Source organism: Chamaesiphon sp. (assembly GCF_041737865.1).
Classification (GTDB): domain Bacteria; phylum Cyanobacteriota; class Cyanobacteriia; order Cyanobacteriales; family Chamaesiphonaceae; genus Chamaesiphon.
Window position 1 is genome coordinate 1 of record NZ_JBGSQZ010000293.1, and the last position, 15137, is coordinate 15137.

Sequence of the window (15137 nt, forward strand, 5' to 3'; positions counted from 1 at the left end):
GTGCTGTTGAAGGGATAAATAATAAACTCAAGCTAATTAAACGTTCAGGATATGGGTTCAGAAACTTTGCCAATTTTCGGTTAAGATGCTTAATTTGCTGGCGGTTATCTATTAGCTAGGCATACTTTAACCGGAAGAGCCGTCAGCATTTGCTCTAAAATAGCTTTAGGCGGCTGAACGTGAGGTATTCCCTCTTTCAACCAAGGATAATAATCGGGCAGATCTAGGCGATTTTTGACAGCGATGGTGAGATCTTGATGCCACGGTACTTTCCAATTTGTAGTAGGATTTTTATCAAAGAATATGCCTCTGACTGCCCGCGCTCCATTACCCAAAATTGGTTCTACTAGCGATCGAATTTCTGGACTCTGTGCCAATCTTTTGACACTAGGAACTAATGCTAATAAATTTCTGATTCCTGCTCGACCTGGAGTAATATTAACAGCGGTGATATCTTGAACTAATAGCTCGATCGAGTCTGAATCTAGATATGGATCGATGGTTGCAAATCCATCGATCTCGATTTCTCGCACGAGCATATTCATATCCCTACCTTCTGAAAGCTAGGCATTGTATGTAAATCTGTTACCCCAGGATCGTAGCCCAATTGATTGAGCAGGGTGGTTAGTTGTCCGCGATGGTGGGTTTGATGGTTGAATATGTGCGTCACAAACACCCAACGAGGGAGTGTGCGAGTAATACCAGCATTATTTGTGTGGGTGAGATCCGTATTCAGCCAATCTGGGGTTAAATCTTGCGCCCAGTCGATAATAGTCAGATCGAGTCGTTCTCGTTGCGTCCGTAACTCGCTAAAATCAGTATATATTTCTTTGTCGAGTTGCGCTGTAAATGGTTGTTGGGTAAATCGACCCAGCCAAATTAGATCGGCCACTAGGATATGATTAAGAGTACCGTGGATCGACTTAAAAAAGCCCCGCGATCGGATTTGCGCTCTAAGTCGGGAATATCCGCACACAGAGCGAAAAGCTTTTGATTCATTCACTGATTATAAGTCGCCATCACAGTGTAATAATTCATCGGTTGTAGGGATTGGGTATGAGGTATTTATTCTAGTATCAAAGTCTCAGAAATTTAGGAGGCAGATAGAATACCTCGATCGAGCGGCTGAAACATTTATAATAGTAACAGTGCTTGAAACCTAGATGGTGAGCAGTGCCCACCCTACTGAATTGATTTTAAACTACCCTAATGGCTTGACTCTAAACCCAAAAACTAAAGCCTAAAGCCTAAAACCTACCCTCTACCCTCTACCCTCTACCCTCTACCCTCTACCCCCTAACCCATGCCATCCATCATCATTGACAGCAAAAACCGCCTGACAGATTTGATTAAGCGTTACCGCGATCGCGTGGATTATTTGGCGATTAGACTAGAAGAATCAGAAGGGACAGATATCCTGATCCGAGGTGATAAAGTCGAAAGTCTGAGTGAGGATCTAGCCGTCGGTGGTCAGGTACGTGCGTGTTATAAGGGTGGTTGGGGTTTTGCGAGTTTTAATCGGCTAGAGACGCTCACAGACCGGATTGAAGAAGCGATCGCAGCCGCGAGAATCATTGGTGAAGATGAGACAATTCTGGCACCGATCGAGATTATTCAGACTAGTTGTAGTTTGCCATTGACTGGTACCGATCCGCGCCACATCTCGATCGCGCGGAAAAAGGCTCTATGCGAACACTACAACAAGATTTTGCAGACTACCGATCGGCGGATTACCACGACTTCGGTGCGGTATGGCGATAGTGCCCAGCATATCGTCCTGGCTACTTCCGAAGGTACTCTAATCGAGCAGTCGTGGATCGATATGGAAATTCGGTTTGCCGCGACAGCGCGGAATGGGGATACAGTCCAAACCGGACGCGAAACCCTCGGTTCCCGCAAAGCCTACGAAGATACGATCGGACTCGATCGACAGGTCGAAAGTGCCGCTCAACGTGCTGTCGCTGCCCTATCCCTGCCACCTGTCAAGGGCAATACTTATACTGTCGTGATCGACCCCATTTTGAGTGGATTGTTTGTCCATGAGGCATTTGGGCACCTGTCTGAAGCAGATTCGATGTATGAAAATCCCGACCTATTGGAAGTGATGACGATGGGACGCCGCTTTGGTTGTAAAGAGTTGCAGATATTTGATGGCGCAGCCCCAGCCGGACATCGGGGCAGCTATTTGTATGATGATGAGGGGACTCCAGCGACGACGACGCAATTAATTGAGGATGGCGTATTGGTGGGGCGGCTGCACTCGCGGGAAACGGCGGGAAAGTTGGATGAGACAGCGACGGGAAATGCTCGGTGCTTGAATTATCATTATCCCCCGATCGTGCGGATGACAAATACTTGGATCGATCGCGGACATACACCAGTGGCGGATCTGTTTTCAGGTATCAAAGAGGGTGTCTACGCCCGAAATTGGTTGGGGGGGATGACTAATGGCGAGATGTTTACTTTTGGTGCGGGTGAAGCGTGGATGATCCGCAACGGGGAAATTGCCGAACCAGTGAGGGATGTAACTCTGTCAGGAAATGTGTTTAAGACTTTGGGAGATATTGAAGGAATCGGGGATGATTTCTATTGGGATGAGTCTGGCGGCTGCGGGAAAGCTGGGCAAGGTGGTTTAGCTGTCGGGGTTGGTGGGCCGAGTCTGCGGATTCGCGATGTAGTCGTCGGGGGCGATATGGATGACTTGGAGGAAGAGGATTAATTGATAATTGATAATTGATAATTGATAATTGATAATTGATAATTGATAATTGATAATTGATAGTTGATACTTAGATAGCGAATCGGGAATATTTTATGGGTTATCTAGAGACAGCCGCTCAGTTCTATACTGAAGTTGCCCAAACGCCAGAAGTCGGGTTGTGCTGTGTGCAAAGTACTCCTTTACAACTACCTGGATTGCATATCCCCGATATCATGCAGGAGATGAATTATGGTTGCGGGAGCACAGTACATCCATCGGAGTTGGGAAATGAACCAACTGTATTGTATATCGGTGTGGGTGGGGGCTTGGAGGCTCTCCAGTTTGCTTATTTTAGTCGGCGGGTGGCTGGGGTAATCGCGATCGATCCAGTGGCTGATATGCGTATTGCGGCGGCGCGGAATCTTAAATTAGCGGCGGACTCTAATCCCTGGTTCGAGCCGAGTTTTGTGGAGATTCGCGCGGGTGATGCTTTCGATCTACCAGTGCCAGACGCATCTGTAGATGTAGTCGCGCAGAATTGTTTATTTAATATCTTTGAACCTGCGGATCTCGATCGAGCCTTGGCTGAAGCTTATCGCGTGCTCAAACCTGGTGGTAGACTGCAAATGAGCGATCCGATCGCGACTCGTCAGATCCCGCTCCACTTACAGCAGGACGAACGCTTGCGGGCGATGTGTCTTTCTGGGGCAATGACTTATGATGAATATACCCAGCGAATGATCGCCAATGGTTTCGGTCAAATCGAAATTCGGGCGCGTCGTCCCTACCGATTATTGGACGCACCCAGTTATCAGCTCGATACACATTTACTGTTAGAAAGTCTCGATTCAGTTGCTTTTAAAGTACCAATTCCTGATGATGGGGCATGTATTTTTACAGGTAAAACAGCGATTTATGCTGGTATAGAAACTGTTTTTGACGATCGAGTCGGGCATATTTTACCACGCGGTTTACCTGCGGCAGTGTGCGATAAGACAGCAGCAAAATTGATGGCTTTACTACCCGATGAATGTATCATCACTCCCTCTACTTGGCATTATCAGGGCGATGGTTGCTGTTGAGTTGGGAGCGACCCAGAGATATTACCGTCTCTTGCTGGAGTGTTAAGTAGCTAAATTTGAGTCTGATTCTAATTTAAATGCGATGGGAATGAAGTGCGTTAAACTATCAGAGTAACCAGAATTGCTGATACCTATGGCGATCGTCCTCAAACCCGAACAAGAACGATTTATTCAATCACAAATTGATGCAGGGCAATTTAGTAATGCCGAACAAGTAATCGATACCGCCTTTCGCTTGCTCGAACAGCATTCGACTGAGTATACTCAGTGGGTGAGTGCTGTTCGGGAAAAAGTGACAATTGCGAGAGATGAAGTTGCTAGAGGTGAATTACTTGATGGGGAAACGGTAGTGACCGATATCCTCGAACGGTTCCGTCAAGCAAAAGTAGCCAAAAGATGACTCGTCGCTACAGGATCGCACCCTCAGCCAGTCAAGATCTAGAGCGAATTTCTGAATACTATATGAGCCGCAGTATTGAAGCTGGAGAAAGACTTTTTCAAGAATTTAATCGCAAATGCCAAAATCTCGTCCAATTTCCAAATATGGGACGGAGTTACAGCCATATTATGCCACTATTACGCGGAGTGCCGCTTGATGGCTACATCATTTTTTACCAAGTTACGGAAGAAGCTGTAACCATTCTCCATGTGGTTAGCGGTAGTCAAGATCTAGACACATTAATACGGTCAGATTCTTGAGCTAACTCGATCTCGATCGCTAATTAAAGACCTAATTTAGCAATGCTGACTCGATCGATCCTGTGCCTACGATGAGCTTTGCCAATGCTAACGAATGTTACATATTTCCTTGAGACAGATGACTCAAAATAAGTACGAGAGAGTTAAATAATTAATAATATGGACTTTAATCCTCAAGTATTACTGCAACAGGCACTAGAGTGGATCGAAAGTTTGGGGTCTATTGGTGCGATCGCGTTTATCGGTATTTATATTATCGCAACGATCGCATTTTTACCCGCTTTTATTCTCACCTTGGGTGCAGGTGTGCTGTTTGGGGTGTGGTGGGGTAGCGTCTATGTATTTATTGGCGCAACATTGGGCGCAATTGCGGCATTTTTGGTCGGTCGTTATTTGGTGCGGGATTGGGTAGCTAAAAAAATTGCGGGTAATGCTAAATTTAGGGCGATCGATCGCGCTGTAGGTAAAGAAGGATTAAAAATTGTCCTGCTCACCCGTTTATCGCCGATTTTCCCTTTTAATTTGCTTAACTATGCCTTTGGAGTGACAGGAGTTTCAATTCAGGATTATATAATTGGTTCGATCGGGATGATTCCTGGGACGATGATGTATGTGTATATTGGTTCGCTCGCTGGGAGCGTAGCACTAATTGGGACAGGGACTCAGCCGACTAATCCAACTCTACAATGGACGATGCGGATTGTCGGATTTGTTGCCACGATCGCCGTAACCATCTATATTACCCGCATTGCCAAGCAAGCGTTAGGTCAGTTGACACAACCAGACAGCTAGCACAAATAAATCCAAACCTTTTACTCCCAACCCAATTATGACAGAATTTTCCTCAGCAACGATCGAGCCGATGGATGTTTACAATCAAAAGCTGTTGGGAGATGTGCATCCGCCTGATTGGGTAAATCCTCAACCTGCGGATATCTACGATCTGGTAGTCATCGGTGCGGGTACGGCGGGTTTGGTGGTGGCGGCTGGTGCGGCGGGGTTGGGATTGGGTCTAAAAGTCGCTCTGATCGAGAGACATTTAATGGGTGGAGACTGTCTGAATGTGGGCTGTGTGCCCTCGAAAACCATCATTCGATCGAGTCGCTTAATTGGTGAAATTTGGCGCAGTCAGGAGCTGGGCATCAAGGTAGACGGCGTAGAGATTGATTTTGGGGCGGTGATGGAGCGGATGCGGCGGATTCGATCGGATATCGGTCATGCTGATTCAGCGACTAGATTCAAAGATCTGGGTGTGGATGTCTTTTTGGGCGATGGGCAGTTTGCGAGTAATCATACAGTCACTGTCGAAAACAAAGTGCTCAAGTTTAAAAAAGCCGTAATTGCCACAGGTACCCGCGCCGCTATTCCCGAAATACCTGGGCTGGAGGCGGCGGGATATCTGACGAATGAGACGGTATTCTCCCTCGTCAAACGTCCCCAACGGTTGGCGGTTATCGGTGGGGGGCCAATTGGCTGCGAGTTAGCCCAAACCTTTGGGCGATTGGGTTGTGAAGTAATCTTGTTACATCGCGGTAGTCAGGTTTTAAATAAGGAAGATCCAGCCGCCGCAGCCATATTGCAGCAGGTATTACTCGATGAGGGTGTCAAGCTAATTTTGGATTGTCAGGTACAGCAGGTGACGACAACTGCGGCAGGTAAAACTCTGAGCTACAGTAGTAATGGTCGCTCGGATACCGTCATCGTAGACGAAATTCTGATCGGCGCGGGACGGATACCGAATATTGAAAGTCTAAATCTGGCGATTGCGGGGGTGGCGGCTGGTGCCAAAGGAGTCGAGGTGAATGACTACCTCCAAACTAATAACTCTAGAATCTATGCTGCTGGAGATGTCTGTATGAAATGGCAGTTTACCCATGCTGCTGATGCCGCAGCGCGAATTGTCATTAAAAATACTCTGTTCTCACCCTTTGGGATCGGTAAAACTAAACTTAGCAGTCTAGTGATGCCGTGGGTGACTTATACCGAGCCGGAAATCGCGCATGTGGGACTCTCAGATGATGATGCTCATCAGGCGGGGATTGAGTTCGAGACTATTAATATTCCCATGTCAAGTGTAGATCGCGCGATTACAGACGGCGAAACTCAAGGCTTTATCAAAATTATTCATCGTCGCGGTAGTGATGAAATTTTGGGCGCGACAATTGTGGCGAGTCACGCGGGAGATCTGATCTCAGAAGTAACTACGGCAATGGTAAATAAGATTGGGCTGAGTAAACTCAGCAGCACGATTCATCCCTATCCTACCCAAGGCGATGGCGTCAAAAAAGCCGCTGATGCTTATCGCCGCAAGTTGCTGACTCCCCGCAATCAACAGCTTTTAGGACTACTCGCCAAATTTTCTTGAAATTTTAACAAATCCCCAGATTGCTTGGAGTTGATGGTTTAGCCAATCGAGACTTCATCCCCTTGCTCGGTAACAGCAAAAGTTTTGAGTCCCTGAGCTGATTTACCGATACTCAGAGCTTGATGCGACCATTCGGGTAAAGGAATCCCAGCAAAAGAGTTTACCCACTTGACATTTTCACCTGTAGTCAGGTCAAAACTCGCACCATGCCACCGACATGTTACCACGCGATCGCAGACTTTGCCATTGGCTAATGGCAGTCCCAAATGGGGACACTTATTTTCGACGGCGTAGACTTTACCGTCAATTCTCGACAGCATGACTTTCTGGTTCTCGGCTGTTACGGCAAGTACTTCACCTTCTTTGACTTGGCTGGCAGTAGCGACAATAGTTGTCATAGTGTAATGATAAATGTTTGATTAGATCGACTATTATCAGCCTAACAGGATGTTTGCCGCAATTTTCTAAATGTCGGATCGATCGAGCATTTCTATACAATTGCCCACAACTGGATGGCTTCGATCGTCAGGATCGCCGCCCAGACAAAGATGGCGATCCCTGCTGCGGCTGCGGCGATATCCTTAATCGTGCCAATCTGCCGATTGTGTTGCGGTTCGACAAAATCGCATAGGATTTCAATCGCACTGTTGAATAACTCGGCAAGTAACATCATCCCAGTTGCGAGTAAAATGATGCTCAGATCTATCCATCGATAGAACATACAAGCAACGAGTAAAATCGGGATTGATAATACAAGCTTGTAGGCAACACTAAAATCCGTGATGACTGCAATCTTTAATCCTTTGAGGACAACTTTTATTTTTTTAATGGGATGATAGCCAGGAGTACTATATTTTCTCGTCATGGATAAACACCCCTAAATAAATAGTTATCTAAATGCACTTTGAATGCCGACAATAGTTAATTTACTATTACTCCGATGCTAACAAAAATAATTGATATATAGCAATCCTAAATCAGAGGATCGCTCCTGGTGCTCATGCGGCTGTCTTGATGCGCTAAACCCTCGGGGAACCCGAGGAGCGCGCATCGCTATCGCCTAACAGACCCTACACTAACATAGATACTCACTGAGGATTACTATACGCCTATATCGACTGTAGCGATCGCATAAATCTTTGTAACTGACGACTCTCTAATTCTAATACCCGCCGTGCAAAATCTCGATCGCGATCGAGCAGATCGTCAAAGGCACTGACTGGTACTGCTAAAATGCGGGTAAAATCGCCTTTAGCCACGATCGTATTCTGAGAGTCGCTATGTGCCAAGACTTCTAATTCATCGAGTGTTTGTCCTAATTGTAGTTGCTCGATTCGCACTTCTTGGTTGGGGAGATGAAAGAGAATCTGTGCATTTCCTTCAATTAAGAGCAGGAGTTCGCGACAGGTATCGCCAGCTTCGGTAATAACTTCATCATCGGTAAAGGTTCTAAATTCGGCACGTTCGGATAGAGCGATTAATGTCTCACTGTGAATCCGGTTAAAGAAATCACTGTTAAATAGATGCACCACTTTTTCTAACAAGGAAAATGTTTTTAACGGTGGGCATTGTTTAGCTGCTGACAAGATAATCTTGATGGCTTCACCAACTAAAGATGAGTTTTGAGGATCGGTATAATTATGAGCGATTGTTTGAGAGCGATCGAGATCGAGTTGGGCGGTGATATACAGACAAGCTGTTTGAATGAGGGGGTTGCGATCGTCGAGTAACGGTGATAGAGAGTTGAGGGTTTCTTCACTCGAATAATCGATCGCGCAGGTATTTGTGAGTCCTGATAATGGTGTTAGCTGCTCGATTATTTCTGGATGTAGTCGTGTTTGCCAATCCTCCGATTCTAATATTTCTAGCAAAACTACTGGAGCTAAATTGCCTAATTGTTGGGCGAGATCGATCGCCGATCGATCGTTGAGGCTGATTATTGCTTCTAAAATATTACGGACGATTAACTCTTTCTTGTGATGAATGCTACTCTTGAGCAATAGTAAAACTGCCTGATGCTCGGATAGAATTGGTTGATTGAGTCCCCGATAGCAGGCAATCAGATCTGGTAATTGAGCGAGCAAAAATTCTGCTCTGCGTAAACTGCCAGCTTCTGGAGAAATTCCGCTTAAAATCCAATCTTCATCTTGAGAACTAATAGAATATTGGCGGCGCAGTGCATCAAGCTCGACTGATGGATCGAGAGTACGATCGGCATTAGTCAGATCTTGTTGACTTTGTAATAGCATCAATCGTTCTAGCGATTTACGATAACCAGTTAAGCGAATTTGATTTTCTAAACTGCGTTTGAGATCGGGATTTAGCAACTCTGGATCTTCAATTCCTAATTCTTCTAATACCTGGCGATGTTCGTCATCGGTAATGCCTAATTCCTGACGCAATTGTTGCAATACTTCTAAGCTACTCGAATAATTAGCATACCCTTCTTCCAAAGATTCACGCACGACACCTTTATAAGCAGTATGTCGTTTTTCCCTAGTAAATCCAGGTAAAACTTTTGCTAGAATATACACTTCATGAGTATTCAGATCGCTCAAAGAACGACCTTCTACATACTGAGAAACATCCAGTTTTAACTTCTCCAACTGCTTGCGGAATCGGCTTGCCAAATTTTCGCGCGAATACAGATCGGAGCTAAGTCGCCAAGTTTTATATACCCACAACGTACTCAACAATACTAGCGCAAGCTCGTAAACATATTGAACCGAAATCGGCATCAATTGAACTAAAGGACGACCGCCAAAGATAAAGAAGAAGTTGAAAATAAAAAACGTACATAGCGTAAAAATGCGATGCCGAATTACATCCGGCGATAGCTTGAGATTACGCTTGCGACTGTAAGACTTTGCCGATTGCTCGATCGATCTTCCTACCCGATAGCCGATCGCGGTAGAGGCACCTAATGTCAATGGTACGGCAACAATTTTAGGAATATTAATCGCCTGTCCGAATATATAAAACCCCGGACTTAATAAAGAAGATAATTGGTCGGTTTGTCTGGCCCATGCGCCGGAAACGTAATAGTCCCAACTACCCGCATACAGATAATAATAACCAAAATAACCGATAACTAAGCCCACATAACCATACCGCAACCACGATACTTCTGGCTTATTTAAGCTATCCCAATAAACGCGTTCCGAGTCGATATCGATGCAAGGATTTTGACAGGCAACACAAGCACTTTGTTCTTTCCCATCTGGTAATACCGTCCGACACATTGACTGGGTAATTGACGTATCGCTAATATGTGCCTTACTGCTCAATAAACCGCCAGGTTCGCTATAAATCTGCTGCACTGGAGCCATCGGGCAAAAGTAATTGCACCACGATTTACCACCATACAAATAGCCGACGGTAATTGCAGCAGCGATCGTAAATAATATCCATAATGCTAATACCAATCGATCGGCATTAAAAAACAAAATTCGCCCGCACAATCCGACAAATAGCCAGCCAAATTGCACATACGGATAATTCTGCCCCAACCAGGAATCGGACTTGACTTTTGCCAGCTCATAGCGAACTTTTCCCGTAGTCGGATTTTCGCGTTTGAATTGTCTTTGCTTGCCTAATGCGCGGGGAATTTGTGACAAAAATGACAGCGGACAAATCCTGCGCCAAACTTCATGTCCGAATACGAGCAAAATAAAGATCGACGAAGGGACGATCGCCCCCCAAAATAAGGTCGTAGCCAAGGGATAAGGCTGCTCTACCAGACACTTTCCCTGAACTGAAATACAGCTACCCGACAACCTTAATGGACTCCAAGGATGATTTGGCTCGGTCAATACCGCAGTCCAAGGATCGTAAAATAACGATCCGATAATCAGCAGCCATGCGATCGTTAGAATCCAACGAACCACATGCACTCGCCGTTCGGTTAGCTGTGCGAACATATAATGTAGAAGTTAACTAGTAGTACAGATTTTTTGTGTGTGGATGCTCTCGATCGAGAGCCACATCTGTATTGTATTTGGAATTTACGCGCAGGTAGTCTACCGAGCGGCACAAAATTGTGAGTCAAGCTATTAATAATTAAATTTGCTTGCATTTTATAAACCCACATTTTCAGTCCGATCGATTATCGCTCGATTGAATTACTTCTAAGTCCTAAAACTATTCACTATCCACTAAAACACTAATGAATTTGTTTTGATGCAAGATGTGAGATCATTCATCATCGTGAGCGTAACGGTTGTAGAGGAAATCTAAGGCGTAGTTGCGGACTTGGTAATATTCGGGCATTTCCATCATTCTCGCCCGATCGCGGGGGCGGCTGAAGGGGATGGTGAGTACCTCCCCGATGTTGGCGGAGGGGCCGTTGGTCATCATCACGAGTTTATCGGCGAGGAATAATGCTTCGTCGATATCGTGGGTAATCATCAATACCGTGCAGCGATTTTGATTCCAGATTTTGAGTAGTTCTTCTTGTAATTCTTCTTTGGTAATTGCATCGAGCGCGCCGAATGGTTCGTCGAGGATTAGGACTTCGGGGCGGATCGACAAGGCACGAGCAATTGCGACTCGTTGTTTCATCCCGCCGGAAATTTGACCTGGTAATTTATCTGCGGCTTCGGTGAGTCCGACCATTGCTAAGTGCGATCGCACGATGTCGTCTTTCTCGTTTTTTGCCATGTCGGGGTTGACGGAGTTGACGGCGAGGTAGATGTTTTCGTAGGCGGTGAGCCAGGGGAGGAGGGCATAGCCTTGGAATACTACCATCCGATCGGGGCCTGGTTTACCGATCGGTTTGCCGTTGAGTCGCACTTCGCCGGAGGATGGTTGGGAGAAGCCGCTGACCATATTTAGCAGCGTACTTTTACCGCAGCCGGAGTGACCGATGATGCAGATGAATTCCCCTTGTTGGACGGTGAGATTAACGTTGTCGAGGACGACGTATTCACCAGTGGGGGTAGGGTAAACTTTGGAGGCTCGATCGAGGACGAGGAATTCGGTGGGTGGCATGGTTTTTATAGGTGTGGTTTCGGGCTGGGTCGAATTTGGACTAGTGCTTTCCTGGAGGTTGCTAGTGGGTAGAACCCAGATGGACTTCGTTTTAGGTTGGTTTACCCCCCCTTATAAAGGGGGGGCTTTTCCGGCTCCGGCTCCCTCCCCTTTATAAGGGGAGGGCTGGGGCGATGCACTGAGCGAAGCCGAAGTGTGGGGTAAAGGGTTTAAGCTTGTTCTAGAAGATTTCTAAATTAACTTCTGCCAGAAAGATCGATTTCTGCCATGTAGATGTCGTGTTTGATGCTCAGATGATTGAGATAATCGATCGGATCGTCGGCGGTGAATTTGATGCCGTCGAAGAGGTCGATGCTGCGGCGAGTATAACTGGTGCTGTCTGATAGTCCCAATTCGCGGGCAGCGGTGCTGAATACGCCGACTTTAGCTACTCGTTCGAGGATTTCTACCCAGTTGCGGGGGAATGGGACATCTCCCCAGCGAGCCATTTGGGTGAGGAGCCAGAGGTGTTCGGTACGGCTGGGACGGTTTGCGCCTTCCTGGAAGAAGAGGGGGTGGGAGATGTCGCGCTGACTTTTGGTGACACCGCAAGCGATCTGCTGGGAGTCGCTGAGGTAGATGTAGTCACGATCCATCGCCAGATATTCGGATCGAGCGAGGATTTCGCGGACTTCATCTTGATGGGCTGGATCGGCGCAGAACTGGCAGGCTTCGAGTAAGGCTTTGACTAGAGCAATGTGGGTGTTGGGATAGGCTAGTGCCCAATCTTCCCGCACTCCAAGGACTTTTCCAGGGTGTCCATTCCAGATGTCTAAGTCGTTGGCGATTTCATAACCGATATTGTCGATCGCGGCGCGAGTTGCCCAGGGTTCACCGATCGAATAGCCATCGATACTCCCCTTCTTTAATCCAGCAATCATCTGGGCTGGGGGTAATGTCAGGATTTCGACATCATGTTGCGGGTCGATGCCTTCTGATGCCAACCAGTATCGGAGCAAGAGGTTGTGGCTAGAGGCGGGATGAACTACGCCGAAAATATGTTTGCGATCGCGAGATCCTAGCAAGAAGCGTTTGAGATCGGCGAGGGTGCGAACTCCTTGGTCGGCAAAGCGTTTATCGATCGTAATCGCATTCCCATTGCGACTGATAGTCAGGGCACTGACGACGGGAATCGGTTTGTTATTCATCCCCCCAACGGTCATCCAAATTGGCATCCCAGAGGGCATCAGAGCGGCATCCATGTATCTGTCAGCGATGCCATCTTGCACGCCGCGCCAGCTTGATTCGCGGACGAGGTTGACTTCATCTAAGCCGTGATGGGTAAAGAAGCCTTTTTCTTTAGCGATCGCGATCGGCGCACAGGCGGTTAAGGGGACGAAACCGATATCTAGATTGACTTTCTCTAGTCCGTGCCGAGCGACGACGGTTTGCTTGCGGGCACGAATTTTCTTGATCTGCTTCTGTTGATTCAAGAAGTAGATGATCTCACTGCGGTAGCTGTAGTAGTGAGGATGATTGATAGCTTCCATCCGTTTGCGAGGTCGATCGATATCTACGGTCATAATTTGACCGATTTTGGATTCTGGCCCATTGGTGAGCATGACGATCCGATCGGATAATAGTAAGGCTTCATCCACATCATGCGTGACCATAATCGCCGTCACCTGGTTTTCGTCGCAGATTTTCATCAATTGCTCTTGCAATCCACCCCGTGTCAGGGCATCCAACGCCCCAAAGGGTTCGTCTAATAGTAGTAACTTGGGCTTTGTCGCCAAGGCACGCGCGATCGCCACCCGCTGACGCATCCCACCAGAGAGCTGGTCGGGATTTTTATCCGCAGCAGGACGTAAGCCCACCATATCGATATGCTCTTCGACAATTGCCGACCGCTCGGCGGCGGGTAAGCCACTCATGACGTTATTTACCGCCAGGGCAATATTTTGACGAACGGTGAGCCAGGGTAAGAGTGAGTAGTTTTGGAATACGACCATCCGATCGGGGCCAGGACGGAGGATCTGTTCGCCTTGCAGCATCACCAGCCCTTCAGTGGGTAAATCTAATCCAGCGACCATATTCAAGAGGGTAGATTTACCACAACCAGAGTGACCGATCAGAGAGATAAATTCACCTTTTTGAATGCTCAGATCGATACCTTTGAGCGCGATATATTCTTCCCCGTTGGGGAGGGGGAAGGTTTTTTCGAGATTCTCTACAGTGAGGAATGTCATGATTTTTATGTAGGGGTTAACAAGGATTGAAATCCCCTCCTTGGAGGGGTGCCCGACAGGGCGGGGTGGGTAGGTCTTCGTTATTACTAGCTAATCCTGAATGCTGCGAAGGTTGCGATCGCAAGGAACTATTTATATTACTAAGCGCAGGTTGAACCCACCCCGTCGCTACGCGCCACCCCTCCTTGGAGGGGATTTTCCAGTCGCTATTGGGGTTTGCTATATGGGAGAATTTTGCCTTGAAGCCAAACTATAAATACATCTAATCCCCAACCCACCAAACCGATGTAGACTAGGGCGACGATAATCTCGCTGACTTGTCCGTTTTGATAGGAATTCCAGATGAAGAAGCCGATTCCTGTGACCCCAGTCATGACGATTTCAGCGGCGATAATTGCTAACCAAGCTAGTCCGATCGCAATCCGTAAGCCTGTAAAAATGTACGGTAATGCTGAGGGAAACAGGATTTTGAAAAAATACTCCTGACGCGATAGTCGTAACACTTGGGCGCCGTTGTTATAGTCTTGAGGGATCTGGCGCACGCCGACGGCAGTATTAATTAAAATCGGCCACACTGCGGTAATGAAGATCACAAATAGAGCGGCGGGTTGGTTCTGTTGTAATGCAGCGATCGCGATCGGCACCCAAGCCAATGGTGGTACTGTCCGCAGGATGTTAAATACGGGATCCAAACCTTTGCGAACGCGCTGATTTAGCCCGACGACAATTCCTAAACTAATCCCGACAACTGCGGCAATAGTGTAACCGATCGCTACCCGTTGCAAACTAGCCAAAACCTGTAAACCCAGTCCTACATCCGTGCCGCCACGATTGAAGAAAGGATAGAGAATCAAATTCTTCGTCTCACTGACAACTTTAATCGGCCCTGGGAGTCTTCCACCACCGATCGCTGATAGAATCTCCCAGATAATTAATAAAATCACCATTGCCACTACTGGAGTCAAAATATCGTCCAGTAAAGCTTTCTGTTTTTTGCTAAGTTTAAAACCTGCTGGTTTAGCGGGCTTTTTAATACCCGATTGTCGATTAACATTTGCCATTATTTTTCTTCC

The 15137-nt window shown here is 46.9% G+C and carries 15 protein-coding genes; 7 read left to right on the plus strand and 8 right to left on the minus strand.

Annotated features, from left to right (window positions below; genetic code table 11):
* A partial coding sequence (locus ACEW9J_RS22575; RefSeq protein ID WP_373547022.1) for a transposase occupies nt 1–119 on the plus strand: 119 nt, incomplete at its 5' end.
* Here ACEW9J_RS22575 and ACEW9J_RS22580 read toward each other — a convergent pair.
* Together ACEW9J_RS22580 and ACEW9J_RS22585 are read right to left on the minus strand one after the other, a co-directional pair.
* Nucleotides 105–539, minus strand: a complete 435-nt coding sequence (locus tag ACEW9J_RS22580; protein ID WP_373547324.1) for a hypothetical protein — start codon at nt 537–539, stop codon at nt 105–107. The two genes, ACEW9J_RS22575 and ACEW9J_RS22580, sit on opposite strands and share 15 nt — an antisense overlap.
* Before the next feature lie 2 nt (nt 540–541).
* On the minus strand, nt 542–1003 hold the full coding sequence (locus ACEW9J_RS22585; protein ID WP_373547325.1) for a DinB family protein: 462 nt from the start codon (nt 1001–1003) through the stop codon (nt 542–544).
* A 300-nt stretch (nt 1004–1303) separates the two neighbouring features.
* Between ACEW9J_RS22585 and ACEW9J_RS22590 the strand changes: the two genes are divergently transcribed.
* From ACEW9J_RS22590 to ACEW9J_RS22615, 6 genes are all read left to right on the plus strand, one after another.
* Entirely contained in the window at nt 1304–2719 is a 1416-nt protein-coding gene (locus ACEW9J_RS22590; RefSeq protein ID WP_373547326.1) for a TldD/PmbA family protein, read from the plus strand.
* A gap of 95 nt (nt 2720–2814) precedes the next feature.
* The gene (gene arsM, locus ACEW9J_RS22595) at nt 2815–3783 is read left to right on the plus strand and encodes an arsenosugar biosynthesis arsenite methyltransferase ArsM (protein WP_373547327.1); all 969 of its coding nucleotides are present in this window, start codon (nt 2815–2817) and stop codon (nt 3781–3783) included.
* 121 nt (nt 3784–3904) lie between these two features.
* A complete protein-coding gene (locus ACEW9J_RS22600) occupies nt 3905–4183 on the plus strand; it encodes a type II toxin-antitoxin system ParD family antitoxin (RefSeq protein WP_373547328.1) in 279 nt (92 codons plus the stop codon).
* Nucleotides 4180–4482 (plus strand): type II toxin-antitoxin system RelE/ParE family toxin, encoded by a 303-nt coding sequence (locus ACEW9J_RS22605; RefSeq protein WP_373547329.1) that lies wholly within the window; start codon nt 4180–4182, stop codon nt 4480–4482. The genes ACEW9J_RS22600 and ACEW9J_RS22605 overlap by 4 nt, the downstream gene beginning before the upstream one ends.
* A gap of 159 nt (nt 4483–4641) precedes the next feature.
* Entirely contained in the window at nt 4642–5274 is a 633-nt protein-coding gene (locus ACEW9J_RS22610) for a TVP38/TMEM64 family protein (protein WP_373547330.1), read from the plus strand.
* A gap of 37 nt (nt 5275–5311) precedes the next feature.
* Nucleotides 5312–6847: a mercuric reductase gene (locus tag ACEW9J_RS22615; RefSeq protein ID WP_373547331.1), complete on the plus strand. Its 1536-nt coding sequence runs from the start codon at nt 5312–5314 to the stop codon at nt 6845–6847.
* A 38-nt stretch (nt 6848–6885) separates the two neighbouring features.
* On the opposite strand, the gene ACEW9J_RS22620 is transcribed toward ACEW9J_RS22615, so the two are convergent.
* The 6 genes from ACEW9J_RS22620 to ntrB form a co-directional block, all read right to left on the minus strand.
* A complete protein-coding gene (locus ACEW9J_RS22620) occupies nt 6886–7245 on the minus strand; it encodes a Rieske (2Fe-2S) protein (protein ID WP_373547332.1) in 360 nt (119 codons plus the stop codon).
* Nucleotides 7246–7337: 92 nt separating this feature from the next.
* Nucleotides 7338–7712, minus strand: coding sequence for a diacylglycerol kinase (locus ACEW9J_RS22625; protein WP_373547333.1), 375 nt, complete (start codon nt 7710–7712; stop codon nt 7338–7340).
* A 244-nt stretch (nt 7713–7956) separates the two neighbouring features.
* Nucleotides 7957–10767 (minus strand): cyclic nucleotide-binding domain-containing protein, encoded by a 2811-nt coding sequence (locus ACEW9J_RS22630; protein ID WP_373547334.1) that lies wholly within the window; start codon nt 10765–10767, stop codon nt 7957–7959.
* A gap of 274 nt (nt 10768–11041) precedes the next feature.
* Nucleotides 11042–11836 (minus strand): nitrate ABC transporter ATP-binding protein, encoded by a 795-nt coding sequence (locus tag ACEW9J_RS22635; protein ID WP_373547335.1) that lies wholly within the window; start codon nt 11834–11836, stop codon nt 11042–11044.
* Between the two features lie 236 nt (nt 11837–12072).
* The gene (locus tag ACEW9J_RS22640) at nt 12073–14064 is read right to left on the minus strand and encodes a nitrate ABC transporter ATP-binding protein (RefSeq protein ID WP_373547336.1); all 1992 of its coding nucleotides are present in this window, start codon (nt 14062–14064) and stop codon (nt 12073–12075) included.
* A 206-nt stretch (nt 14065–14270) separates the two neighbouring features.
* Nucleotides 14271–15125: a nitrate ABC transporter permease gene (ntrB, locus tag ACEW9J_RS22645; RefSeq protein ID WP_373547337.1), complete on the minus strand. Its 855-nt coding sequence runs from the start codon at nt 15123–15125 to the stop codon at nt 14271–14273.
* Nucleotides 15126–15137 lie beyond the last annotated feature (12 nt).